At 38.9% G+C, this 24,668-nt stretch carries 23 protein-coding genes, 4 tRNA genes and 1 riboswitch; of the genes, 21 read left to right on the top strand and 6 right to left on the bottom strand.

Translation table 11 applies throughout. The annotated features are described in order from the left end of the window. Nucleotides 1-102: 102 nt before the first annotated feature. From cpdA to ACK2M2_RS03680, 4 genes are all read right to left on the bottom strand, one after another. Nucleotides 103-924, bottom strand: a complete 822-nt coding sequence (cpdA, locus tag ACK2M2_RS03695) for a 3',5'-cyclic-AMP phosphodiesterase (RefSeq protein ID WP_409510753.1) — start codon at nucleotides 922-924, stop codon at nucleotides 103-105. 9 nt (nucleotides 925-933) lie between these two features. Beyond that, entirely contained in the window at nucleotides 934-1,554 is a 621-nt protein-coding gene (locus tag ACK2M2_RS03690) for an NUDIX domain-containing protein (protein ID WP_419346154.1), read from the bottom strand. A gap of 76 nt (nucleotides 1,555-1,630) precedes the next feature. Continuing rightward, nucleotides 1,631-3,526: a phosphomethylpyrimidine synthase ThiC gene (gene thiC / locus ACK2M2_RS03685; protein WP_409510755.1), complete on the bottom strand. Its 1,896-nt coding sequence runs from the start codon at nucleotides 3,524-3,526 to the stop codon at nucleotides 1,631-1,633. 165 nt (nucleotides 3,527-3,691) lie between these two features. Further along, nucleotides 3,692-3,834, bottom strand: a riboswitch (TPP riboswitch). 129 nt (nucleotides 3,835-3,963) lie between these two features. Beyond that, a complete protein-coding gene (locus tag ACK2M2_RS03680; RefSeq protein WP_419346153.1) occupies nucleotides 3,964-5,052 on the bottom strand; it encodes a hypothetical protein in 1,089 nt (362 codons plus the stop codon). A gap of 237 nt (nucleotides 5,053-5,289) precedes the next feature. Here ACK2M2_RS03680 and ACK2M2_RS03675 point away from each other — a divergent pair, with 237 nt between their 5' ends. Continuing rightward, a complete protein-coding gene (locus ACK2M2_RS03675; RefSeq protein ID WP_419346152.1) occupies nucleotides 5,290-6,633 on the top strand; it encodes a TolC family outer membrane protein in 1,344 nt (447 codons plus the stop codon). Nucleotides 6,634-6,734: 101 nt separating this feature from the next. Continuing rightward, on the top strand, nucleotides 6,735-7,457 hold the full coding sequence (phoU, locus tag ACK2M2_RS03670) for a phosphate signaling complex protein PhoU (protein ID WP_409512842.1): 723 nt from the start codon (nucleotides 6,735-6,737) through the stop codon (nucleotides 7,455-7,457). Between the two features lie 540 nt (nucleotides 7,458-7,997). Here phoU and ACK2M2_RS03665 read toward each other — a convergent pair. After that, nucleotides 7,998-8,267, bottom strand: coding sequence for an oxidative damage protection protein (locus ACK2M2_RS03665; protein ID WP_409512843.1), 270 nt, complete (start codon nucleotides 8,265-8,267; stop codon nucleotides 7,998-8,000). Nucleotides 8,268-8,304: 37 nt separating this feature from the next. Continuing rightward, entirely contained in the window at nucleotides 8,305-9,735 is a 1,431-nt protein-coding gene (gene argH / locus ACK2M2_RS03660) for an argininosuccinate lyase (RefSeq protein WP_419346151.1), read from the bottom strand. On the opposite strand from argH, the gene ACK2M2_RS03655 reads away from it, so the two are divergent. The 19 genes from ACK2M2_RS03655 to ACK2M2_RS03565 all read left to right on the top strand — a co-directional run. Continuing rightward, a complete protein-coding gene (locus ACK2M2_RS03655; RefSeq protein ID WP_409512845.1) occupies nucleotides 9,726-10,880 on the top strand; it encodes a sensor histidine kinase in 1,155 nt (384 codons plus the stop codon). The two genes, argH and ACK2M2_RS03655, sit on opposite strands and share 10 nt — an antisense overlap. A 58-nt stretch (nucleotides 10,881-10,938) precedes the next feature. Beyond that, on the top strand, nucleotides 10,939-11,676 hold the full coding sequence (locus ACK2M2_RS03650; RefSeq protein WP_409512846.1) for a LytR/AlgR family response regulator transcription factor: 738 nt from the start codon (nucleotides 10,939-10,941) through the stop codon (nucleotides 11,674-11,676). Between the two features lie 101 nt (nucleotides 11,677-11,777). Continuing rightward, the gene (gene hemC, locus ACK2M2_RS03645) at nucleotides 11,778-12,710 is read left to right on the top strand and encodes a hydroxymethylbilane synthase (protein WP_409512857.1); all 933 of its coding nucleotides are present in this window, start codon (nucleotides 11,778-11,780) and stop codon (nucleotides 12,708-12,710) included. 26 nt (nucleotides 12,711-12,736) lie between these two features. After that, nucleotides 12,737-13,543: a uroporphyrinogen-III synthase gene (locus ACK2M2_RS03640; protein ID WP_419346150.1), complete on the top strand. Its 807-nt coding sequence runs from the start codon at nucleotides 12,737-12,739 to the stop codon at nucleotides 13,541-13,543. Then, on the top strand, nucleotides 13,540-14,367 hold the full coding sequence (locus ACK2M2_RS03635; RefSeq protein WP_409512848.1) for a hypothetical protein: 828 nt from the start codon (nucleotides 13,540-13,542) through the stop codon (nucleotides 14,365-14,367). Before ACK2M2_RS03640 ends, ACK2M2_RS03635 begins: the two co-directional genes overlap by 4 nt. 4 nt (nucleotides 14,368-14,371) lie before the next feature. Further along, a complete protein-coding gene (locus ACK2M2_RS03630) occupies nucleotides 14,372-15,565 on the top strand; it encodes a heme biosynthesis protein HemY (protein ID WP_419346149.1) in 1,194 nt (397 codons plus the stop codon). A gap of 8 nt (nucleotides 15,566-15,573) precedes the next feature. After that, nucleotides 15,574-16,005, top strand: a complete 432-nt coding sequence (locus tag ACK2M2_RS03625; protein ID WP_409512850.1) for an acyl-CoA thioesterase — start codon at nucleotides 15,574-15,576, stop codon at nucleotides 16,003-16,005. 242 nt (nucleotides 16,006-16,247) lie between these two features. Further along, complete coding sequence (locus ACK2M2_RS03620) at nucleotides 16,248-16,571, top strand: H-NS family nucleoid-associated regulatory protein (protein ID WP_409512851.1); 324 nt, start codon at nucleotides 16,248-16,250, stop codon at nucleotides 16,569-16,571. Nucleotides 16,572-16,735: 164 nt separating this feature from the next. After that, nucleotides 16,736-17,479, top strand: a complete 744-nt coding sequence (gene gspN / locus ACK2M2_RS03615; protein ID WP_409512852.1) for a type II secretion system protein N — start codon at nucleotides 16,736-16,738, stop codon at nucleotides 17,477-17,479. Next, the gene (locus tag ACK2M2_RS03610) at nucleotides 17,479-18,345 is read left to right on the top strand and encodes a type II secretion system protein N (RefSeq protein WP_419346148.1); all 867 of its coding nucleotides are present in this window, start codon (nucleotides 17,479-17,481) and stop codon (nucleotides 18,343-18,345) included. The genes gspN and ACK2M2_RS03610 overlap by 1 nt, the downstream gene beginning before the upstream one ends. Nucleotides 18,346-18,385: 40 nt before the next feature. After that, on the top strand, nucleotides 18,386-20,683 hold the full coding sequence (gene gspD / locus ACK2M2_RS03605) for a type II secretion system secretin GspD (RefSeq protein ID WP_419346147.1): 2,298 nt from the start codon (nucleotides 18,386-18,388) through the stop codon (nucleotides 20,681-20,683). 66 nt (nucleotides 20,684-20,749) lie between these two features. Beyond that, nucleotides 20,750-21,475: an FHA domain-containing protein gene (locus ACK2M2_RS03600; protein ID WP_419346146.1), complete on the top strand. Its 726-nt coding sequence runs from the start codon at nucleotides 20,750-20,752 to the stop codon at nucleotides 21,473-21,475. A gap of 75 nt (nucleotides 21,476-21,550) precedes the next feature. Continuing rightward, a complete protein-coding gene (locus tag ACK2M2_RS03595) occupies nucleotides 21,551-22,219 on the top strand; it encodes an HAD-IA family hydrolase (protein ID WP_419346279.1) in 669 nt (222 codons plus the stop codon). A gap of 164 nt (nucleotides 22,220-22,383) precedes the next feature. After that, entirely contained in the window at nucleotides 22,384-23,877 is a 1,494-nt protein-coding gene (trpE, locus tag ACK2M2_RS03590; protein WP_419346145.1) for an anthranilate synthase component I, read from the top strand. 97 nt (nucleotides 23,878-23,974) lie between these two features. Continuing rightward, a tRNA-Thr gene (locus tag ACK2M2_RS03585) sits at nucleotides 23,975-24,050 on the top strand. 49 nt (nucleotides 24,051-24,099) lie between these two features. Then, nucleotides 24,100-24,183: transfer RNA gene (locus ACK2M2_RS03580), tRNA-Tyr, on the top strand. Nucleotides 24,184-24,218: 35 nt separating this feature from the next. Continuing rightward, nucleotides 24,219-24,294: transfer RNA gene (locus ACK2M2_RS03575), tRNA-Gly, on the top strand. A 12-nt stretch (nucleotides 24,295-24,306) separates the two neighbouring features. Then, nucleotides 24,307-24,381 (top strand) — tRNA-Thr (locus tag ACK2M2_RS03570). A gap of 147 nt (nucleotides 24,382-24,528) precedes the next feature. After that, nucleotides 24,529-24,668 (top strand): GTP-binding protein (locus ACK2M2_RS03565; RefSeq protein ID WP_409512859.1); only part of this gene is annotated, 140 nt, incomplete at its 3' end.

The following is a 24,668-nucleotide window of genomic DNA, read 5'->3' as shown; positions in this document are numbered from 1 at the left end:
ATAGAATTTTGTAGCAAGATGAAAGCCACCAATCTCTTGATTTGATTTTTTACATCGCATTTCAGATGCAATAACTTAATAGAAAAACATCAAAATTAAAAGCTAATAACCTGAAATTTCTTCATTTATTGTAATGCTGTAATTTTCGAGTCTATGTACCATAGTTTCCAGTTGCCCATCGGCTTTTAAATGTAAGCAGCGGTAACCAGGTGCAATGTGGTCAAGGGCAAAATTATGACTTAAAGGCTTGAATTGAATACAAGTTGCAGGTGTTGAAATGAACTGAATATTGTTCCAAAGTGTGATTGAATCTTGATGCACATGCCCGCAAATTACAGCTTTAATATGATTAAATTGTTTTAAAATATCGGTAAATTCGACTGTATTTTTAAGCTTATGCTGATCAATCCAATGCGATTTCATTTCAAATGGATGATGATGACAGGCCAAAATAATCTTTTTGTCTTGATATTTGTGTAACAGGGTTTGTAAAGATTGCAGTTGTTCCATCTGAATCCAACCATCGGTTTTTCCTGCAACGGCACTATTGAGCAAAATCATTGCCCATTGTCCTAACTCAATCACGGTAGGTTCAGGATGAGGGTTATGTAGCGGAAAACAACGCAGATCGTCATGATTACCTGGAATTTGAAAAAAAGGGATACCCAATTTTTCCATATAGTTCACATAACGTTGATAGGTCGCAGGCGAGGCAACTTGCGCTAAATCACCAGTATGGACAATCGCATCAATTTTTGGATACTGTTGTAATAGATCATTGATGACGGCATGAAAATTTTGTTCAGGATTAATCTGAATAAATTCCTGTTCAGGATGTTCCATCAAGTGTGTATCTGTAATTTGAATTACAATTTTATTACTGTGTATTTGATCACTTAAATTTTGTTGTAATGGTATAGCCATGTCTTGCCCCTAGACATTTTTTAATGTTGCCACGTGTTGTTGTAGCCATTGCACCGCCATAATGACGGGTGCATTACATAAACGACTTCCTTGCAATAGATCATCGATTGCTGAATAAGGAAGGAGATGTAGTTTTATATTTTCACTTTCATCAGGCATGCCAAAAATGCCACCCTGATCAGGTAATTTAGCTTCTGCAACATACAAATGAAAAATTTCATTGCATGCCCCTGCAGAAGGATAAAAACGGAAAAGTTTTTGTAATTGATTTATTTCACAGCCCGATTCTTCTAGGCTTTCACGACGAATGCAACTTTCAGGTGTTTCATCACCGTCAAGTACACCTGCAATAATTTCAAGTTGCCATGGCGATATTATATCGTCCATTGCACCAATACGAAACTGTTCAATGAGTGCAAATTTTTGCTGCAAATCATTATAGATTAATACGCCTGCTGCTTCTTTACGTAAGATTAATTCACGTTGAAAAACAGGGGTATAATCGGTTTGATTAAAAAAACGATGTTGTAAACTGACTTTTTCAACCTGCACAAAGCCTCGATAGAGAAATTCTCGAGATTGAATCTCAACATCTGTGTGTTGATAAGTTGCTTGCTGAATAATATCCATATTTAAAAGTCAGGATGAAACATATTCACTTCATCCTAACTGAGAAATGCTTAAAGACAAATCATTTTTTTAAAAATTAGATTTTGTGGTATAGCTTTTTCCCCTGATCATGATAAGCCGTTTTCATAGCTTCGAGACCTGATTCAACATCATGTTTATCTTCAGATATTGATGCACTATTATCTAGGTTTTTAGCATAATCTCGCACGTTTTGAGTGATTTTCATCGAGCAAAATTTAGGACCACACATCGAACAGAAGTGTGCAGATTTATGTGCTTCTTTCGGCATGGTTTCATCATGCATACTTCGTGCGGTATCTGGGTCTAAACTCAAATTAAACTGATCTTCCCAACGGAATTCAAAACGTGCTTTAGATAGAGCATTATCACGCACTTGAGCGCCTGGATGACCTTTGGCAAGGTCGGCTGCATGAGCTGCAATTTTATAGGTGATAATGCCATCTTTAACGTCTTTCTTGTTCGGTAAGCCGAGATGTTCTTTAGGTGTCACGTAGCACAGCATCGCTGTACCATACCAACCAATCATCGCAGCACCAATTGCAGAGGTGATGTGATCGTAACCTGGTGCAATATCAGTGGTTAGTGGACCAAGGGTATAGAAGGGTGCTTCCTGACAGACTTCAAGCTGTAAATCCATATTTTCTTTGATCATATGCATAGGCACATGACCTGGACCTTCAATCATGACTTGGACATCATGTTTCCATGCGCGGTGCGTGAGTTCACCTAAGGTACGAAGTTCTGAAAACTGTGCTTCATCATTGGCATCCTGAATACAGCCTGGACGTAAGCCATCACCTAGACTAAATGAAATATCGTAGGCTTGCATGATTTCACAGATTTCATCGAAATGGGTATAAAGAAAGTTTTCTGTATGATGCGCTAGACACCACTGCGCCATGATAGAACCGCCACGTGATACGATGCCTGTTAGACGATTTGCTGTCATCGGTACATAACGTAATAACACACCTGCATGGATAGTGAAATAATCCACACCTTGTTCAGCTTGTTCAATCAAAGTATCTTTAAAGATTTCCCAAGTTAAATCTTCTGCAACACCATCAACTTTTTCTAAAGCCTGATAAATGGGAACAGTACCAATCGGTACAGGGGAATTACGGATAATCCATTCACGGGTTTCATGAATATTTTTACCAGTCGACAAATCCATGATGGTGTCTGCGCCCCAGCGGGTTGCCCATGTCATTTTTGACACTTCTTCATCAATGCTTGAACCAAGTGCCGAGTTACCAATATTGGCATTGATTTTCACTAGAAAATTACGCCCAATGATCATTGGTTCACATTCAGGATGGTTAATGTTAGCAGGGATGATGGCACGGCCTTCCGCCACTTCTTTTCGTACAAATTCAGGCGTAATTTCCATCAGGTTATGCGCACCGAAATTTTGCCCTACATGTTGGCGCATATCCGCACCTTCATGCTGACGCTGATTTTCACGAATGGCGATGTATTCCATTTCAGGGGTGATGATACCTTGTTTTGCATAATGCATTTGCGATACATTTTTGCCTGTTTTGGCACGGCGTGGTTTTTGAATATGCGCAAAACGAATTTCAGCAGTACGAATATCTTTGAGACGTTCCTGACCAAAAGTAGATGTCAGCGTGTCTAAGCGTTCAGTATCTTCTCGTTCTGCAATCCACGTTTCACGGATATTTGGCAAACCTTTGTTGAGATCAATCTGGACGCTGAGGTCGGTATAAACACCTGATGTGTCATAGACCATGATCGGTAGATTGTTTTCACCACCCAAGCCTGTCGGTGTATCAGTGAGGGCAATTTCACGCATAGGTACACGAATATCAGGGCGTGAGCCTTGAATATAGACTTTACGGGATGCAGGTAAAATACGAGTGAGATCTTTAGCATCTTGCTCATGTTGAGCTGAAATGTCTTGAGAAGATAGATTCGTTAATTGGTTCATTGCAATGATCCTTATGAATGACATCAACGAATCAAGCACGACCAAAAACAAGTAGGCTTTAGACTATTTTACTTTTGGGTACGATGCAGAGATGCGAGGGATTTATCCTGGCGTGCATGGCAAAAGCGTATTTCTACTGCAAATAGTCAAATGCGTAACATTTAGTTTTTAGATTGGCTTGATTCCTACGCAGGTCTTAACCTGATCAGGTTCAACGGTACTCATCTTCAAGGTGTGCTTAATTCCAAAATGAATTAAACGCTTTAGATGATCTCAGCGAGCGATTACTCGCGCTCCGTCAAGCGATGCAAAGATAGTAGCACAAGCACTGCAGATATTCTGTGCCGATATACAAATAAGAAAAATATTTAACTTTAGAAGATGGTTATGAATGCATTAACTTTTTGATTTATTGGAGATAAGGGTGTAGAAAATGTTTAACGACATAATGCATCACTAAAACAATCACGTTTTTTTAATGTTTTTAGATTGACTGTATGTAACTCTAAACTTTGATCTAATTGATCACTATTGTTGATGAGAAGCGGATCTTGCAGATTGACTTGTTGTTCTACTTGACGTGTAGATATAGAGCGTGCCTGAATAAAATTAGCATGATTTTGTTTGGGTTTAGCATCAACAATTTTTAAAAAACGTTGTGCTTTTTCTGCAAGTGGCCCTTGTTGTTCTGCAAGTTGTTCAACGGCAACTAAAGTTTGTGGTTGGATATCTAACTTGTCTTCATAATTCGTGGAAACAGGTTGGTCATCCAAACCTTTAAATAACAAGCTAGTATAGGTTTGATATAAATAGTTTGCATCATTCCGCCAAGTGCTTTTTGGGAAGTCTGCTAAATAGTTTTCCCAAAATAATGCGCGTTGCATTATTTCATCAGGTGAAATACTTATTTGATTGTTCTTAATTAAAGGTTGTTCATTTTGATTTGCCATTTCAGTCAGAAAAATCTCTTCAGCTTGAGGTAAATCAGGTGCAAAGACTTTAGCAAAATACTGCGGATTTCTGCGATAGAACAGATGATTTTTCCCTGCATCCATGAGTTCAATATAGGCTTGTCCTTTATGGCGAATGAGATATTGATCACGGACATGTAATTGCTCAAAAAGACTCTGTTGGAGGGTTGGGTACTGTGATTCATTTTGTGCGTATTGTTCAAAAGCCTTTTGTTGTAATGCATTACGATCAACATGTAAAAATTGGCTGTACATTTGATCGGAAAGCTTTAAGAGTTCTTTTTGTTCTTTAAAACTAATCAATGGTAAACACATACGAATATCTTGGTTAATTTGTTCCAAGGCAAAAGTTGTACGTTGATCATTCATGTCTTGCATTTGTATTTTCAAATCTTGACAGATTTTACTAAGATCAGGAGCAGTATTCGCCTGCGATACAGTATGCTCATGTTCAAGTACAATTTCAGGCGGTGGTTTCTGGCAGGCAGAAAGCACCACAATCGAACTCAAGATCAGTACACGATAAGCACGTAAATGATGAAAGTTGAAAGTCATAGAACCATTAAGAAAAGATTTAAAAATAAAAATATGCTGTCTTTAGAAGAAGACAACGTTGAGGCTATATTTCTATTCTTGCTTAAATCGTGCTAAATAAATGAAATGAATTGTAGTTTTGTTGCAGAGATAGGTAAATGAGAGCAAATTTTTTGCATCAATCCCTATGTTACTGTGTGAAAAACGGATATGTCTAGTAATCGATATTTCCAAAGCCAAGCATTTGTGTAATTAAAAATGAATAAAACCTGTCTTTTTTTAAGTTTGATCGTTTTAAGTCCATTCAGTTATGCACTTGATTTAATGCAGGCAGTACAGCGTGCACAGGGTAGTGATCCTGAGTGGCAAGCGCATCAGTATCAGTATGAAGCAGACCAATTAAACTTGGGTATTGCACAAGGTGTTCTCATGCCGACGGTGACATTGTCAGGCAATATTACCCGTAAACATCAAGATATTGATGATGCTTCATTGGGTGGATTAGGCAATGGAAATGGTTCAGCAGATTTGATGACAGAAACATCAACAACACGTCAGTTGACCGTTACTGCAAGACAACCGCTTTTCCGTTGGGATGCATGGCAGGGCTATAAGCAAGTCAAAACGTCGGTGCAACTGAGTGAAGTCACGTTGAATTTACAACGTCAACAACATCTACTTTCTGTATCAGATGCTTATTTTAATGTCCTGCGCCAACAAGCATTAACGATGACTCATGTCCAAGAAGAAAAAGCACTATCTGAACAATTGCAAATGATGAATGCCAAACTGCGTGAAGGTTTAGTAGCAAAAAGTGATGTCAGTGAAGCCAATGCACAATTTCAAAATGCTCAGGCTAATCGTATAGCAGGTGGTGTGCAGTTGATTTTAGCACAAGAACAATTAACGCAACTTATTGGTGTATACCAAGAAAATTTAGCAGTATTGCGTGATGACTTTCAGTATGAACAACCGATTCCTGCATCGCTTGATGAATGGCGGATACTTGCGCAAAGCCATAATTTAGATATTCAAAAAGCACGGTTAGCACAGCAGTATGCAAATGATCAGCGCCGTATTGATCAGGCTGCGAACTATCCACAAATTGAAGCAGTTGCAAGTTATGGCATAAACAAGCAATCGCCTGAAACCTTGATCAGTGGCAATGGTCAAGTTAATCAAATTGGCGTTGAAATGAATTTAAATTTATTTAATGGCGGGCGTACTCAAAAGACTATTCAGCAATCGACCATTAAAGTTAAAAAAGCCGATGCCGACTTGGATGCTGCTATTCGTAAGGCATCGATTGATGTGAAAAAACAGTATTTACAGATCGATACAGATCAATCCATATTAAAGGCTCGTTTAGCAGCAATGCAGTCGGCAGAAATCGTATCTAGAGCCTCACGTGCACAATATGATGAAGGACTGAAAAATATGGTCGATGTCTTGCTTGCGCAGCGCAATGCATTTTCAGCCAAGCAAGACTATGTCAATGCACAATATGACTATGTAATGAATGTTTTACGCCTAAAAGCAAGTGTTGGACAGTTAAATGATCAAGCGATTCAAGACTTAAATCAATGGTTAGTGATGAAATAATATAAATCCTGTATTTTGTCATTAAAGCTTCATAAATGGTGTGTTTAAATGTCGCCTAATATTTGTACCATTGCACATTTTTTGTCGCAGGAGAATCTATCTTGAGCCCAAGCAATCCTGTTTTAAGCCATCACATTTCATCTCAGTTCAATGAAGACTTACAAGACGTTAGTACTAAATTTATGACCATGGGTGGCTTGGTTGAACAACAGGTCGCCAATGCAATTCATGCTTTACTCGATACCAATGCAAATTTGGCAATTGATGTGCAATTTCAAGACAATGTGGTCAATCGTTATGAACGTGAAATTGATGAAGCACTGACCCTAATTTTGGCACGCCGTCATCCTGCCGCAATCGATTTACGTATGGTAATTGCGATGAGTAAAGCCAATACAGATTTAGAGCGTATTGGTGATGAAGCCTCAAAAATTGCCCGTATTGCACAGAACTTGTGTGAAGAGGGTGAGTCACCTCGTGGTTATATGGAAACCCGTCATATTGGTAATCAGGTTCGTGTGATGATTCATGATGCACTCGATGCATTTGCACGTGCTGATGCAGAACAAGCATTAAAAGTGTTACTTGCCGATGCTGACATTGATCGTGAATATCAGTCAGCGACTCGTACACTTATGACTTATATGATTGAAGATCCACGTCATATTAGTCGTGTATTAAATGTGATGTGGGTACTACGTTCTTTAGAGCGTATTGGTGATCACGCACGTAATATCTCTGAACAGGTGATTTATCTTGCGAAAGGTTATGATGTACGTCATACCAGTGTTGAAGAAATTGAAGAAAAAGTTCAGAAAAAATAAGCTGTATTTAACTGATTGATTTGACCCACTTCGGTGGGTTTTATTTAATCTATCTTAAATGACAGACAAAAAAATTCCTAGATTTTGGGGGAAACCTAGGAATAAAACTGAGAAACTCAGTTATGAGGTATAAATGTCTTGTTCAACATATTTCACAAAACGCTTTGTACTATAATCAATCAATAACTTTAAAAATCAAGAACATTACAAGTTGCTAGGTGATACATATAATATAGGCTTTGCTTATGTAAATTTCAGCATTATTATTGTGATGCTATGTAATATTCTGCATCTGTAGTGTTTATTTCGGCGAATTTAGATACAAATAGCTGCTTACATTTATAATTAAACAGGCAATACAGAATCTTAATTTATTTTTAGTTTAAAAATGATAGATAAAATCTGCTTTTCAATAATAAATTTAAAGTGGTTTTATATTTTAAATTTAAAAACTGGAAGAGTATTTAACTGCTACAAAAAATGCCCCCAAATTGGGAGCATCTTTGATTTTAAACTCAAAATAGCCATTTTAAATTTAAATTATTCAGGTTTTAAACCTTCAGCTTTTTCTAAAGATTCATCATTACTCAAAAACTTCTCACGTTGTTCTTCAAGAAACTTTTTTGCATCGGCTTCAAACACATTTAAACGCTTTTCATTGATTAGCGTGGTTTGGTGTTTAAGCCATTCTTGCCAAGCTTGTTTAGATACGGTATCAAACAATTCTTGCCCCTTTGGACCTGGAAAAGGTGCAAAGTCTAAACCTTCCATTTCAGCCTGATATTTACGGCAAAAAACTTGTCGAGACATATCAATACTCCAAATTTAATTTAAATTTAATTTAAAATTAAGCGTAAAGCTTTTCTAAGCGTGTATATGCACGTGCAATTGCCGCTTCAACTTGAGCAGGCGCAGTACCACCAATGTGGTTACGTGCATTTACAGATGCTTCAAGTGTGAGGGCTTTTTTAAATACATCTGCTTGAATCAAGTCAGAGAATTGCTGAAGTTGCTCAAGTGTCAGCTCAGACAAATCTTTAGACTCAGCAACACCAAGCGCAACTGCTTTACCGACAATTTCATGTGCATCACGAAATGCCACGCCATTTTTAACAAGGTAATCTGCAAGGTCTGTCGCAGTCGAGAAACCACGAAGAGCAGCTTCACGCATGATTTCAATGTTTGGAACCAATGCAGGAATCATGTCAGCAAATGCCATGAGTGAACCACGGACGGTATCAATGGCATCAAATAATGGCTCTTTGTCTTCTTGGTTGTCTTTGTTGTATGCCAAAGGCTGACCTTTCATGAGTGTTAAAAGACTCATTAAATCACCATACACACGACCTGTCTTACCACGAATCAACTCAGGAACATCTGGGTTTTTCTTTTGTGGCATGATTGACGAGCCTGTACAGAAACGATCAGGAATATTCACAAATTTGAATTGTGCAGATGTCCATAAAATCATTTCTTCAGACATACGTGATAAATGCATCATGATTAGAGATGCAGCGGCATTGAATTCAATACCAAAATCACGGTCAGACACAGCATCGAGTGAGTTTTCACACACTGCTTCAAAACCTAAAAGTTGGGCAGTAAATTCACGTTCGATAGGGTAGGTTGTGCCTGCAAGTGCAGCAGAACCAAGTGGTAAGCGGTTAACACGTTTACGACAGTCAATTAAACGCTCAGAGTCACGTACTAGCATTTCAAACCAAGCCATGAGGTGATGACCAAAAGTCACAGGCTGAGCCGTTTGTAGATGCGTGAAACCAGGCATAATGGTATTGATGTGGTTTGCAGCGAGACCCAAAATACCTTTTTGTAATTTTTCGAGTAATTGCAAAATGGCATCGATTTCGTCACGGACATAGAGGCGAATATCGGTTGCCACTTGGTCATTACGGCTACGTCCCGTATGAAGCTTTTTACCCGTAATGCCTATGCGTTGAGTCAAGCGAGATTCAATGTTCATGTGCACATCTTCAAGGTCGATGCGCCATTCAAAGTTGCCAGCTTCAATTTCAGCTTTGATGGTATTTAAACCATTGATGATGTCATCACGTTCTTGGTTAGTCAGTACGCCAACTTTTGCAAGCATGGTTGCGTGTGCAATAGAGCCAGCAATATCTTGTTTATAAAAGCGTTGGTCAAACTGTACAGATGCTGTAAATTCAGCAACAAAGGCATCCGTAGCTTCGGAGAAACGACCGCCCCACATGCCTGAAGTTTGGGCTTGTGACGGATTAGAGGAATTAGAAGATGTGGTCATGTCGGCTCAATAAGATAAAAAGCGGTAGAACTGTCAGCAGTATAGCAAATTCAGACGAGCATGCTAAAAAACTGCAACAGGAATCTGCAGGAAATGGACAGGCGACCTTTCATCGTTCTTATTTTTTTTCAAAAATTGGACATTGGCAATATCTTGTCGAACTGTTTATGACGAGTAATGTGTTGGCATTGTTGATTGCACTTGCTGAGGCACAATCATGGTCAAATTTACAAGCCACGCATGTGCTTGGCTATGTGCTGTATATCAATTGGATTTTGTTGGCATTTGCCGCATTGGTCGATTTTTTTCAAAATACGCTACAAAAACTCAGTACGGCTTGGAACTATGTGGGTAGTTTTTTTCTTTTACAAATGATTGTGCTACTGACCACTGTCATTTTAAATTTGTGCCATTATTTGGGTATGAGTTTATCTCTAAAAGGTTTGTCTTGGGGGGTGCTTGGGCAACATTTAACCTTACATTTGAGTTATGGCGTGTTAATCGGCGCATTTTGTTTACGCTATATTTATATGCGTGAACAATGGGTTATGCAACAAACGAGTGAGCTAAATGCAAGAATTCAAGCCATGCAAGCACGAATTCATCCGCATTTTCTGTTTAATAGCCTAAATAGTGTGGTGAGTTTAATCGGTATAGATCCCGATAAAGCCGAAGAAATGTTAATCGATTTATCACGCTTGTTTCGAGCGAGTTTACAAGAACTAAAGCTCGTGAGTTTAAAAGAAGAAATAGAATTATGTCAGCATTATCTTGCGATTGAACAGATTCGTCTCGGTGATCGCTTACAGGTAGAGTGGAATATGCCCACAGTTGCATTATTAACAGAGGCTCAAATTCCATTGCTCACATTGCAGCCGTTACTTGAAAATAGTATTTTTCATGGTGTTGAAAAAAAATTAAGCTGTGGTAGGGTTGGTATATTGGTCGAAATATTGCAAAATCAAGTCACTATAGTCATTACTAACCCGTTCATACAGGATAGAATAAGTTTAAGAGAAGGGCATGGTATTGCATTGGACAATGTAAAACAGCGGTTAAAAGCACATTTTGGTCATTCTGTACAATTTCGTCAGGTTGCGGGGCAAAATATGTTTACCACTGTGGTTCAATACCACTATAAATAAAAGAAGTCGAAAATTAACACATTAAAAAAATCATCGTTAATTGAGGTGAGGAGGAAGAATGGACATCCTGATTTGTGATGATGAGCCACTTGCTGTAGAACGCTTATCTCGATTGGTGACCCAATTGGGTCATGATGTTGTTGCAACGGCACAGCATGGTCAGCAAGCTTTACAGATGGTTCAACAATTTGAACCCGATGTCATTTTGCTAGATATTCAAATGCCAGAAATGGACGGTTTGACTTGTGCGCAACATTTGAGTCAATACAACCCGATGCCAGCCATTATTTTTTGTACTGCATACGATGAGCATGCGTTGCAGGCAATTCGTTCACAAGCAAAAGGATATTTGCTTAAACCTGTTGCAAAATCAGAATTACAAAGTGTTTTAGAAAGCGTCACTCAACTCACCCAGGCACAAGTGTCTAATATAGAAAAAAAAGAACTCATGGAAGAAAAAAATCAACGTCAGCAGATTGCTGCAAAAACTTATCGTGGACTTGAATTGATTCCGTTAGAAGATGTGTATTATTTTCTTGCAGATCAAAAATATGTCACGGTACGTCATCGTAATGGCAGTGTTTTGATTGACGAAACACTGAAAGATCTTGAAACAGAATTTGCCGATAAATTCATTCGTATTCATCGAAATGCGCTCATTTCTTTAAGCTTCTTGGATGGCTTAGAGCTCGTTGCAGCAGGGCAATACCAAGTGCGTTGCCGTGAGTTGAATGAAAAATTGGCAGTGAGTCGACGTCATTTACCCTTCCTTCGTGAGCGTATGCAAAACTTATAAATCATCGTATCTATGACTGTGTTATTGATAATTTTACTTGCATTTTTAAGCTATCAGGTTAATTTGAGTGGGTTAATAAAATCAACAGTGACCTGAAGATGATGAAAACTCTGAAAATTGCAACACGTCAAAGTCCGCTTGCACTTTGGCAGGCAGAACATATCCGTGAACGATTGGAAAGTTTACATATTGGTTTACAGGTGGAATTGGTGACTTTTGTCACTCAGGGTGACAAAATTTTAGATACACCTTTAGCAAAAATAGGCGGTAAAGGGCTTTTTGTTAAAGAACTAGAAGCGGCTTTACTTGATGGTCGTGCAGATTTAGCTGTACATTCAATGAAAGACGTTCCAATGGCACTGCCAGAAGGCTTAGAGCTTGCGGTGATTTGTGAACGTGAAGACCCTTTTGATGCCTTTGTTTCCAATAGCTATACTTCATTTGCTGAGTTACCACAGGGTGCAAAACTCGGTACTTCAAGTTTGCGCCGTAAATGCCAAATTTTAAAACAACGTCCCGATCTTGATGTTATTGATTTACGTGGCAATGTTGGCACACGTTTGTCTAAGTTAGATGCGGGTTTATATGATGCCATTATTTTGGCGAGTGCGGGTCTGAAGCGCTTGGGTCTAAATGAGCGTATTCGTCATAATTTAACTCCAGATATTAGTTTACCTGCGGTAGGACAAGGAGCTTTAGGGCTTGAGTGTCGCAGTGATGATCAGGAAGTTTTGAACTTAATTTTACCGTTGATGCATGCTGAAACAAATGCTTGTGTTCGTGCTGAACGTTCATTCAATGCTTATTTAGAAGGTGGTTGTCAGGTGCCTATTGCAGGCTATGCGACATTGACCGAGAAAGGTATTCATATGGAAGGTCGTGTCGGTAGTGTGGATGGTCTAACTTTGTTGAAAGCCGAAGTGAAGGGGCAGCCTGAAGAAGCCGAAGCACTTGGTATTGTACTTGCTCAAGAATTATTGACATTGGGTGCAGGAGCATTGCTAAAAGCATTGCATGACGATCAAAATAGTTAATGACCATTTTTGACATTCATTCAACTATGACGAATTCAGCTATAACGCTTTTTGTGAATACACGACCTGCTGATCGTGCACAACCATTAACGGCTGTACTGAGACAGAATGGTTATCAGGTTGTAGAGCTACCGTTATTGGAGCTACAAGCATGTCCGTATTCGTCAACGTTGGATATCTTGTTTAAACGGTTGCCTGAGGTGCAATGCATTGTCGTGGTGAGTCCAACTGCGGTTAGCATTGGCATGCAGTATTTACAACAAAGTGGTATTCTTCTCGCACAGTTGAAACATATCCAATGGATTGCTGTTGGAAAAACTACAGCCGATTGTTTGGCAGAATATGGGATAGATGCTCTTATTCCTGAAGTTGAAACCTCAGAAGGCATGTTGAATTTACCTTTATTTTCTGAGCAAAATGATTTAAACAAAATTGCTTTTTGGCGAGGTGAAGGTGGACGCCAATTTATGATGCAACAATGCCTTGATCGTCAAATTGAAGTAATCAATTTTGTGTTATATCAACGTGCATTGCCCGAGCAGAGTTGGCATGTTTTTCAACAGTTGGACGTTTGTTTTTCTCATTTGGGCCCAAACTTAAAAAAATGGGTGTGTATTAGTAGTGAGGCAAGTTGGAATAATTGGAAATTACTTTGTCAGCATGCTCCCGACGTTTTAAATCAGATGCATTATTTGGTTTTAGGTCAGCGTTTAAGTGAAATTTTGCAATTAGATCGAAAACAACAACAATTTTGTTTTAAAATCATTCAAATTGAGTGTTTAAATCCTACGCATATTGTTCAAACCTTAGCGGAATATGAAAGAAAATCATGAAAAAATTTGTCTATTTGATTTTAGTATTGGCATTGGCGTGGCTAATAAAAATTAGCTATGACATGTATGTCATGAATCAGCAATTGGACAGTATTCAAAATGATTTACATCAAAGTGAGCAAAAAAATGCAACTTTGACAGATCAGCTTGTGGCATTGAAACGTGGAGTAGATTCAAGTTCAGCCACATCCGCACCTACAACACAGACAGCATTAGTTCAAACGGGTTTAAGTCCGATTATTTTGATTAAACAACGCTTAGAACTGGTACAGTTTGCGCTACAACAGCAACAGTTTGTGTATGCCGTTGAAAAGCTCAATGAGCTTGATTATGCCATTGAGCAGTATGCTTTGGCTGAAACATTAAAGCAGAGTTTACATCAAACTATTGCACAAGATAAGACCAGTATTCAGCAATTTACCGTCGCTAAAAACCAACAACTTGAAAAGTTTGACGATGCTTTATTGCAATTGGATCATCAGTTGATGATACAAGTGGACAATACACAACTTAAACCGACTCAACAACCCGTAGCACATTTTTGGCAAAATTGGTTCAGTGTACAAAGTGTCAAACAACCTGAGGTTGAGTTGGTGAATCGCAGAATGATTTTAAAAGAAGTCCAAATTCGTATTTTGTCAGCACAGCAATCTTTGTCGCATGGGCAAATGAAAGATTATCAACAAATGCTCGATTTTGCGATTCAACAGCTCGATACTTTACCTGATGCTGATAGTCAAAAAATCAAACAACAAGTTATTCAACTCAAACAACTACCAATTCTTCTTTCTCCTAAACTCAACAGCCTTGCGGTTATGGGTTAATCCAATGAAGCACATTTTTCAGATTTATGCCTTACTTGGTTTATTGACCATCGCAGCAATGAGTGTACTCAGTTACGGTGCAGGGGCTGGTTACGTCTATGTACTTTGGCATGATGTGCAAGTACAAACCAACTTGTGGGTTGTGGTGTTTTTTGCACTATTGGTTAGTTTTTTATTGCAAATGCTGTGGCTGTGGCTAAAGCGTTTCATGGTTAAGATGAAACGTCAGCAGGACAATATACTGAGTTTTAATCATTTACATCCGTATGAACAGTTGGGTGTGATTTGGATGCTACAGGGTGCAGAAGAGCAACAGGGTTTTATCAAGCAGACCTTTGATCAGTCAGGATTGCTCAAACATATTATTGATGCTCGTTTATTGATTCAACAAGGACAATATACTGAAGCATTGAAAGTGTTGGAAAGCAGTCCAGCGATGGCTTTTGAATTGGCAGAAATTGAACGTGTTGAAATTTTTCTTGCACAAAATGATGGTGCTCAAGCCCTGACACATTTAGAGTTTTTGAGTGCGCATGATCTTTCGCCGTGGTTAGCTCGAATTGGACAGACATTTACGCAACGACTCAGTGTTTTGTGGGGTGATTTTGCAGTGCGTTTTCCATGGTTGTATTTGGATGCAACACAGTCAGTAATATTGACAACGGAAACGCAGGTATTATGGTTAACGCAGTTACTTGCTCAATTTGAACAGGCAGATGCAGAGCATATTTTACATTTACAACAGCGCTATGAAATTGAAGCACAGAATTTAAATGCTTTGGCTTATCCTGTTAAAAAAATGTGGTTAAAACTACTTACCCATCTCCCTGATTTAAGTCAGCAGCATGACGATTTAGCTTTGCATTTATTGGCAGAGCAGTTTGATCAAGACGTTTTTTATTTATGGTTTCAACATCAACTATTAAAACAGAATCCAAATTATATGGCTGTTGAACAACAGTTGAATCAGTTTGAAGTTCAATATCCAGGTATTCCTGTATTTACATTTGTGCGTTGGCATATTTACACTGCAACTGAGCGAATGGAAGAAGCAAATCAATTATTAGATTTATATCCTGATAATATATTGATGAACTATTTAAGAGTGAAAGCTGCATTAAATGGTAATGAAAGTCTGATTCAACAACTAAACTCTATTTATGAGAAAGACACAAATTTTATTGCATTTAAATTATGAGAAATATAATGAACATTTTGGCTGATTATCCTGTTATTTTTGAACAGAAAATTGCTTGGGGAGATATGGATGCATTTGGGCATGTTAATAATGTCATGTATTACCGTTATATGGAAAGTGCGCGTATTTGGTATTTCGATCAACTTGATATTTTTAGTTATGATGTAAATACTGTAGTTGCATCAAATCAGTGCAAATATTTAAAACCTATTTTTTATCCTGATGTATTACATATAGGGGTACGTGTTGAAGAATTGCGTAATAGTGCAATGCGTATGAGCTATGCTTTATATAGTACACAGCAAAATGATATAGTGGCTCTAGGTGAAGCAGTTGTGGTTTTTGTCGATAAAGTTGAAATGAAAAAGACATTAATGCCACAAATCATTCGAGAGAAAATAATCGCACTTGAAAATACTATTCAACATCATTTAAATTAAAGTTGTTATATTTAAAAAGTTAATTTTAATAGGTAAAATTTTATATTTTATATAATGTAGTTGTCGTATAAATGATTGTGTTTTTATTTTAGTCAGAATAAATTGCTGATATGGTGATACATAAGAATAACTATTTTGTTTATTTGTGTTGTAGCGACGCATATAAATATTGCTTATTTACCCTATTAAAAATATTATAATTTTGAAATTATTATTAAATCGCTATTCTCGGAGTATATGTAATGCCAGATATCAGTAACCTTTCTGTTGAAGAACTTCGTCGTTTGACAGCAGAGGCGGAAGCTTTAATAGAGTCTAAAAAAGATCAAGAAATTGAAGATGCATATAATAATATTATTAACATTGCTGAATCGGTTGGATATAGTCTTGAACAATTGATTGAATACGGTGCGCAAAAACGTAAAAAAACAACACGCAAAGCAGTAGAGCCACGCTATCGCAATACAAGTAATCCTGCTGAAACATGGACAGGTCGTGGTAAAAAACCACGTTGGTTAGTTGCTCAAATTGAAAAAGGCGCAAAACTTGAAGATTTCTTGATCTGATGGTCTACTAAAGTTCATGATTGAATTTTAAAATTTTAAAAACCGAGTGAATACTCGGTTTTTTTTGCGCATTGAATTGGCGATTTGCAAAAACTATGCATAATGTCTATTCAGAGAGGTGTCATCTCGCATGGAAGAATAAATGAATAAGTTGGTGCAGTTGGATGAATAATAAATCAAAGCAAATGAGGTGGTGGATTCTTGGATTCATTTCTTTGGTCATTTTTATTTTTCTACAAATTCCTGCAACATGGCTTATTTCTAAATTTTATAAAGATAATCAAAGCCTGCAAAATGTCAGTGGCAATATTTGGATTGGTCAGGCCGATTGGCAAAAAGGCAATTTACGTGGCACAGTTTCATGGCGCACTCGTCCTTTAGATTTTATTTTACTTCGTGCCGCAGCCAATGTTGAAATCCATAGTGGACAGACACAACTACAAGGTGTGGTGGGGTATGGCTTGGGTAAAAATATTATTATTAAAAATATCACGGGACAGATTGCTCCCGATACGCTGAAAAATGTGGTCAATTGGCAATGGCCTGCAAATGCCATTCAGCTTAAAGATATTCAATTTAAAATGAATAAAGACAAAGGCTTTAGCGATGTTGATGGGCAGTTGCAATGGGCAGGTGGTGAATTGCAATATACAATGGGACAGCGTCAAGATCGTATGAGTGTGCCTTCATTGAACGGTATATTTAAAGATGAAAATACAAAATTAATCATAGATTTACAAGATGCACGTGGACAAAAAATGGCAAATATTGTGCTTGATCAGGGCATGATGCTCGATGTGCAATTGACACAACGCCTATTGCTTAATGTTCCATCGTATGATGGTAAAGCAGGTTTGGATACCTATGTTATTAGTACGCGTCAGCCTTTAATTCAGGGTGGATTCTAATGGTAGATTTTCGTGAAAATTTTGAAAATTTATCACTCAAAAAGATTGATCGTCTCGCGCCTATTGTTTTATTGCTTCTGATTCTTGCACTTTGTTGGAAGCTTGCATCCATGTTTTGGTGGGTGGTCGCACCACCACAAGTGATGCAACCGAGCTCGGTCAGTCCTGGTTCTCAGCAACAACAAATTCCAAATATTTCAGGCTTTGCATTATTTTATGAGCAAGGTGCAAGTACGTCGAGTGCAAATGATAGCTTACCAATGCAGTTGCAAGGTGTAGTCGTATCTATGCCTGCAAGATATTCTTCGGCTGTGATCAAAACGGGTGATGTTGCAGATCGTATTGTGGTTGGGCAAATGATTGGTGATAGCTCGTATCAATTGGCAGAAGTGTATTGGGATCGAGTCATTCTAAAGCAAAGTAATGGCGCAACAAAAGAATTGAAATTTAACGGTTTAGAGACACTGAATCAGCCAATAGAAGCATTGGAGGGTGGAGCAGGTGTTTCGAACTCATCAACTTCAGGTTCACCAATATCGGTTGCACCATTGAGTAATTCAAGTTCTGATCAAAATGTTTTGGGTCAAGCCATTCAAAAAATGAATGAAGACCGTGAACAATATATGAAAAACATGGGTGTCAATGCAGGAAGTGGTCAGGGTTACGAAGTGACTGATCAGACACCATCAGCATTAAAAACTAAACTCGGTTTAAGGGCTGGAGATCGTATTCTGTCGTTAAACGGGCAGCCAGTCGGGCAGGGGCAAAGCGATGTACAGTTGCTTGAACAAGCCAAAAGGGAAGGCAAAGTAAAAATTGAAATTAAACGTGGTGATCAGGTGATGACCATTCAGCAAAGTTTATAAGTGACTGTAGCTGTAAATAAATTAGGAAAGATAATAAGTTATGGCTTTTTCAAATCATAATCGACCACTTTGGGCGTTGGTCGCGGCGGCACCCCTGTTGGCAACTGTGAGTACAGTGGCTCAGGCGCAGACATGGAAAATTAATCTGCGTGACGCTGATCTGACTGCATTTATTAATGAAGTCGCAGACATTACAGGAAAAAACTTTGCAGTTGATCCACGTGTACGTGGCAATGTCACAGTCATTTCTAATAAAGCGCTAAATAAGGATGAAGTTTACGATCTTTTTCTTGGGGTCTTAAATGTCAATGGTGTAGTTGCTATACCTTCAGGCAATACTATTCGCTTAGTCCCTGATAGTAATGTAAAAAATTCAGGTGTACCCTATGATTCAAGCCGAAATGCGCGTGGTGATCAAGTGGTTACCCGTGTCATTTGGCTTGAAAATACCAACCCAAATGATTTGATTCCTGCACTTCGCCCATTGATGCCTCAGTTTGCTCATTTGGCAGCCATTCAAGGAACAAATGCATTAATTGTTTCAGATCGTGCAAGCAATATTTATCAACTTGAAACCATTGTGCGTAACTTAGATGGCACGGGTCAAAATGACATTGAGGCGATTCCATTACAACACAGTCAAGCTGAAGAAATTATTGAGCAGTTGAGTGCGATGAGTGCAACAGGTGCATCGAAAGATTTTGCAGGTTCGCGTGTACGTGTAGTTGCTGATGCGCGAACCAATCGTATTATGATTAAAGGTGATACGAGTACACGTAAACGTCTACGCTCCATGATTGAAATGTTGGATGTGCCTTCTGCAGATCGTTTAGGTGGTTTGAAAGTCTTTAAGCTGAAATATGCGAGTGCGAAAAATCTATCTGAAATTTTACAAGGACTTGTTACAGGGCAGGCAGTCAATTCAAGTTCAAATGGTTCTTCAAATAGCAATAGCTCAAATAGTAATAATAACTTAATGAATTCTGGTTCCGGGAATAGTACGTCTTCAAATAGTGGTAGTAGTACGAGTTCATCTATTAACTTGAACAGTAACTCGAACAATAATAACCAAAATAATGTAACGAGTTTTAATGCGAATGGTGTCAGTATTATTGCTGATGGTGCCCAAAATGCATTAGTGGTGAAAGCTGAACCACAACTTATGCGTGAAATTGAGGCAGCAATTCAACAGCTTGATGTGCGCCGTCAACAAGTACTTATTGAAGCGACCATTATTGAAGTGTCAGGTAATGATGCTGATCAGTTGGGTGTGCAGTGGGCGCTTGGTGATCTAAGTAGTGGTGTGGGTTTAATTAATTTTGACAATATTGGTTCAAGCTTATCTAAACTCGCAGCAGGCTATTTGGTTGGTGGTGCAGCTGGTTTGGGTAGCGCAATGGGAACGGGTACATCGGTCATCTTGGGTGACTATAAAGAAGGTGCTGATGGTTCTCGTAAATTATATGGGGCATTGATTCAAGCATTAAAGTCAAATACCAAATCTAACTTGTTGTCTACACCGTCTATTTTGACTATGGATAATGAAGAAGCCTATATTGTTGTTGGTGAAAACGTACCCTTTGTGACGGGTTCGGTAACGACTAATGGTGGTACAGCTAATCCTTATACGTCTATTGAACGTAAAGATGTCGGTGTCACGCTGAAAGTTATTCCTCATATTGGTGAGGGTGGTTCTATTCGTCTGGAAGTAGAGCAGGAGGTTTCTGCAGTTGCAGATAGTAAGGGGCAAGCCTCGGATTTGGTGACAAGTAAACGTGCCATAAAAACCTCAGTGCTTGCAGATCATGGGCAAACGATTGTTTTGGGGGGGTTAATTTCTGATGATGTTTCGCAGAGTCGTCAGTCCGTTCCTCTTTTAGGTGATATTCCAGGTCTAGGGCGTTTATTTCGTTCAGATGGGAAAAGTAGTATAAAACGTAATTTACTTGTTTTTATTCATCCAACTATTGTGGGTGATAGCAAAGATGTACGTAAATTGGCTCAAGATCGTTATAGTCAACTTTATAGTCTACAATTGGCAATGGATACCGAGGGTAATTTTGCCAAATTACCTGAAAATGTTGAAGATATAAATCAACAAAGATTGCCACTAACATCGCCTGTCAATTCAACTTTGCAAAACATGCAACCACAAAACGCTCAGCCACAAAGTTACCAACAAGTACCATCAGGTGGTGTATCACCCGTAAATACGCAAAGTAGTGTAGTGACAACTCCTGTAGCAATTGAACCTGCCATTCAACGTACAGAATCTCGTACAGAAACAGAAAGAACGAAAAATACGGTAACGACGACAACCGTTCGCCCTAAATCTTAACGGGTACATTCAGGAAATATGAATGTGCGTGTTAATATAAATTGAAATTAGATTGGGAATATTGACATGGCTTGGAAACTAGAAGCGGCAGATGATCAGGCGCAAAGTGTAATTGTAGATCGTGACATGCTTGTGGGACGCCATCAGGATGCAAATGTGGTATTACAAGCTGCGGATGTATCACGCCGTCACGCAGGATTATCGCTCAAAGATAATGCTTTGTGGGTACAAGACCTTAATTCTTCCAATGGTACATTTGTGAATGATGTGCGTATTGCGGTAGAAACCGAAGTTAAAAATGGCGATAGTCTAAGTTTTGCAAGTGTGCAGTACACAGCTCAAGTTGCTGTTGTTGAGGTTGTACAGCCGATTGTAGCTGAAGAAGTTATTATTGAGTCTGAAAAAGTGGTTGTTCCTGAGATGGTTGAGCCAGAAATTACAAAATCTGAAAAAGTAATTGAACCAGCGCAAACTGAGACTCAGGACGTTTCTGAACCTGTGGCACCTACAGCGGCACAGCAAATGAATACACAAGGTATGCCAAGCCTTGCAGATCGTGCGACAGAAACGACATTACATGCTAATGGTATGCCTGTGAATGTCGGAGTGCCAAAGCCTGCACCAATTCCTAGCAATGTTGATATACATGCCCGTGTAGAAGAAGCACCAATGGAAATTCCTGCAGCTTGTGTTGAGCAAGAGCAAGACGCGAAGAAAAATGTTCAAGTTGGATTGATCTCTATTATTGTTTTGGTTGTACTTGCAATTATTGCATGGCTATTCTTTAAGTAAGTCTTGAACGATTGCGGTACACTCTAGGCATGCAATCGCATGCCTTTTGTCTTTTTTAGAAGCGAGTAAAATATGATAGATGTGGCAAAACTAGATCAACGAGACCTTCTATTATTTGATTTAGATGGGACGCTTGTAGATTCAGCTTATGACCTATATCGTGCAATGAATTTAAGCTTGGAGCGTTTGCAATTACCGACCGTGACAGAGCAACAGGTTCGTGTATGGATTGGTAAGGGTACGTCCTTATTTTGTGAAAGCACATTAAAATATTTAAAAGGCGAGATCGATCCTGTATTGCATCAACAATTACTCGATACTTTTCTTGAAATTTATAATGCCGATCCTTGTGTTGATACGCGTCCATTTGATGGCATTCTTGAGTTGTTAGAGTGGGGGATACAAAACCATAAAAAGCTTATTTGTGTCACTAATAAACCCGAGCAACCTGCACGTAAAATACTTGAAGTACTTAAAATGGATCATTACTTTGTTGATGTGATTGGTGGTGATCGTTTTGAAGTGCGCAAGCCGCATCCTAAGCCATTACTGTATTGTGTAGAGCATTATCAAAGTAATGTAGAAAAGACATTAATGATTGGTGATTCAAGCAATGATGTGGAGGCAGCAAGACGGGCAGAGGTCGATTGTGTTGTGGTGAGCTATGGTTATAATCATGGTGAAGATATTCGCTTATGTCAGCCACAGCAGGTGGTTGATAATTTAAACGAGTTGTTGGTATAAGCCGATTCTTAGGCAAAACCGCAATTTAAAACGTAGCAAAAAAGAATGAGTTCGATACTTAATATAGAAGGGTGAGGAATGAATACACAAACCGTTTTTCGATGGCGTTGCTGAAAGAAACTTTATTTCAGCTATAAATCCAATCGAAAAAGAGAAAATTCCTCATGACCACTTTAAATCAATTTGAACAACTCACTACCGCTGGCTATAACTTGATTCCCGTGTACCGTCAGCGTCTTGCTGATACAGACACACCTCTTTCTGTATTTGCACGCTTAAAAGCACATAAACAAGCATATTTATTTGAATCTGTCGAAGGTGGGGAAAATTGGGCACGCTATTCAATTATTGGACTAGGTGAGTCAACCGTATTTTCCTGTAATGATGGGGTGCTTACCGTACAGTCGCCTGATGGTGCATTACAAACAGAATCATGTAGTGATCCTTTTCAATACATTCGCGATTATTTGGCGCAGTTTAAAGTGCCTTCTGTGGCGCAGTTACCTGCATTGCCAGGCTTCACAGGAGGACTCGTTGGTTACTTTGGTTATGACTCAGTGCGTTATATCGAGCCACGTTTAAATAACATGCCAGAAGCAGATCCTGTGGGCTTACCTGATATTTGGATGATGCTGTCTAAGACGGTCATTGTTTTTGATAACTTGAAAGATACATTATTTTTAGTTTTTCACGCCGATGTGAATGATGCCGATGCTTATCAGAAAGCACAAAAGCAACTCGATGATTTAGAAGTCTTACTTGCAACGCCTGTGAGCTTACAAGCGAAAAAACATACTGCGCCACATTTTGAATCCTTAACAGGCGAAGACAAATACTTAGCGTCTATTGAAAAAGTAAAAGAATACATCCGTGCAGGGGATGTGATGCAAGTTGTTCCTGGGCATCGTATGGTGTCAGATTTCGATGGCGATGCTTTACAGGTTTATCGTGCACTGCGTCATCTCAATCCATCGCCGTATCTATTCCTTGTGCAAGGTGTAACGCTTAACGATGGTAAACCATTCCATGTGGTTGGTTCGTCACCTGAAATTTTATCTCGTCTTGAAAATGGCATAGCCACAGTACGTCCATTAGCAGGTACTCGACCACGTGGAAAGACTCGTGAAGAGGATTTAGCACTTGAGCAAGACCTATTGTCCGATGAAAAAGAAATTGCAGAACATTTAATGTTGATCGATTTAGGTCGAAATGATGTTGGACGTATTGCAAAAATTGGCAAAGTGCAAGTGACTGACCAAATGGTGATCGAACGTTATTCGCATGTTATGCATATTGTGTCCAATGTACAGGGTGAAGTTTTAGATGATGTTGATGCTTTGGATGTTTTTAAAGCAACTTTCCCCGCAGGGACACTTTCAGGTGCACCAAAAATTCGTGCGATGGAAATTATTGATGAAGTTGAACCAGTAAAACGAGGAATTTTTGGTGGTGCTGTTGGTTATTTAGGCTGGCATGGTGAAATGGATATGTCGATTGCGATTCGAACCTGCGTAATTCGTGAAAATAAAGTCTATGTTCAGGCGGGAGCGGGCATTGTTGCGGACTCAAATCCAGCTTCAGAGTGGCAAGAAACGCAAATAAAAGCTCGCGCAGTGATCAAAGCGGTTGAATTATCATCAAATGGTTTGATTTTATGACTTTTTCACGTTTTTTTTGAAAAAAACACTTGCAAGGTTTTTCTTTTTTGCTAAACTGCACACCGTTCCGATACGAAACGTACGAAACAAAAGAAACGCCGGCATAGCTCAGTTGGTAGAGCAACTGACTTGTAATCAGTAGGTCCACAGTTCGAATCCGTGTGCCGGCACCATCTTAAGTTTTGAAGTGAAGTAAAAGAACAACACTGAAGTAAGTGTAAAGGTGAGATTCCCGAGCGGTCAAAGGGAGCAGACTGTAACTCTGCCACGAAAGTTTCGAAGGTTCGAATCCTTCTCTCACCACCATTAACTTAGATTGAAGTTGTTGATACCAACATTAAGCGGGAGTAGCTCAGTTGGTAGAGCGGTAGCCTTCCAAGCTACATGTCGCGAGTTCGACCCTCGTCTCCCGCTCCATTCTAAGTCTATGCTCTTATAGCTCAGTGGTAGAGCACTCCCTTGGTAAGGGAGAGGTCTCGAGTTCAAATCTCGATAAGAGCTCCAGATATACAGTTTAAGCGATTATTCGCACAGTTTTCCAAAAGCAGGCTTATTAGTCTGCTTTTTAAGTATCAGGTGTCTGGTTTTTTTCAGGCGATTGTCGAAACTGAGTTGTTTTGACCCGTGTTCGACGTAAACGAGGATGATTTCATGGCTAAGGCTAAGTTTGAACGTAATAAGCCACACGTAAACGTGGGCACAATCGGTCACGTTGACCATGGTAAAACAACTTTAACAGCTGCAATTGCAACTGTTTGTGCTAAACAGTTCGGTGGCGAAGCAAAAGATTA

Origin of the sequence: Acinetobacter sp. TY1 (genome assembly GCF_048551395.1) — a bacterium.
In the GTDB taxonomy this organism is placed as follows: domain Bacteria; phylum Pseudomonadota; class Gammaproteobacteria; order Pseudomonadales; family Moraxellaceae; genus Acinetobacter.
Note: the sequence above shows the minus strand (reverse complement) of the source record. Positions and strands in the feature narration are given on the sequence as shown.

Coding starts and splice junctions, on each gene's coding strand:
- cpdA (WP_409510753.1), bottom strand. CDS start 924: ATGGCTATACCATTACAACAAAATTTAAGTGATCAAATACACAGTAAT.
- ACK2M2_RS03690 (WP_419346154.1), bottom strand. CDS start 1,554: ATGGATATTATTCAGCAAGCAACTTATCAACACACAGATGTTGAGATT.
- thiC (WP_409510755.1), bottom strand. CDS start 3,526: ATGAACCAATTAACGAATCTATCTTCTCAAGACATTTCAGCTCAACAT.
- ACK2M2_RS03680 (WP_419346153.1), bottom strand. CDS start 5,052: ATGACTTTCAACTTTCATCATTTACGTGCTTATCGTGTACTGATCTTG.
- ACK2M2_RS03675 (WP_419346152.1), top strand. CDS start 5,290: ATGAATAAAACCTGTCTTTTTTTAAGTTTGATCGTTTTAAGTCCATTC.
- ACK2M2_RS03665 (WP_409512843.1), bottom strand. CDS start 8,267: ATGTCTCGACAAGTTTTTTGCCGTAAATATCAGGCTGAAATGGAAGGT.
- ACK2M2_RS03655 (WP_409512845.1), top strand. CDS start 9,726: ATGTGGTCATGTCGGCTCAATAAGATAAAAAGCGGTAGAACTGTCAGC.
- argH (WP_419346151.1), bottom strand. CDS start 9,735: ATGACCACATCTTCTAATTCCTCTAATCCGTCACAAGCCCAAACTTCA.
- ACK2M2_RS03650 (WP_409512846.1), top strand. CDS start 10,939: ATGGACATCCTGATTTGTGATGATGAGCCACTTGCTGTAGAACGCTTA.
- hemC (WP_409512857.1), top strand. CDS start 11,778: ATGAAAACTCTGAAAATTGCAACACGTCAAAGTCCGCTTGCACTTTGG.
- ACK2M2_RS03640 (WP_419346150.1), top strand. CDS start 12,737: ATGACGAATTCAGCTATAACGCTTTTTGTGAATACACGACCTGCTGAT.
- ACK2M2_RS03635 (WP_409512848.1), top strand. CDS start 13,540: ATGAAAAAATTTGTCTATTTGATTTTAGTATTGGCATTGGCGTGGCTA.
- ACK2M2_RS03630 (WP_419346149.1), top strand. CDS start 14,372: ATGAAGCACATTTTTCAGATTTATGCCTTACTTGGTTTATTGACCATC.
- ACK2M2_RS03625 (WP_409512850.1), top strand. CDS start 15,574: ATGAACATTTTGGCTGATTATCCTGTTATTTTTGAACAGAAAATTGCT.
- ACK2M2_RS03620 (WP_409512851.1), top strand. CDS start 16,248: ATGCCAGATATCAGTAACCTTTCTGTTGAAGAACTTCGTCGTTTGACA.
- gspN (WP_409512852.1), top strand. CDS start 16,736: ATGAATAATAAATCAAAGCAAATGAGGTGGTGGATTCTTGGATTCATT.
- ACK2M2_RS03610 (WP_419346148.1), top strand. CDS start 17,479: ATGGTAGATTTTCGTGAAAATTTTGAAAATTTATCACTCAAAAAGATT.
- gspD (WP_419346147.1), top strand. CDS start 18,386: ATGGCTTTTTCAAATCATAATCGACCACTTTGGGCGTTGGTCGCGGCG.
- ACK2M2_RS03600 (WP_419346146.1), top strand. CDS start 20,750: ATGGCTTGGAAACTAGAAGCGGCAGATGATCAGGCGCAAAGTGTAATT.
- trpE (WP_419346145.1), top strand. CDS start 22,384: ATGACCACTTTAAATCAATTTGAACAACTCACTACCGCTGGCTATAAC.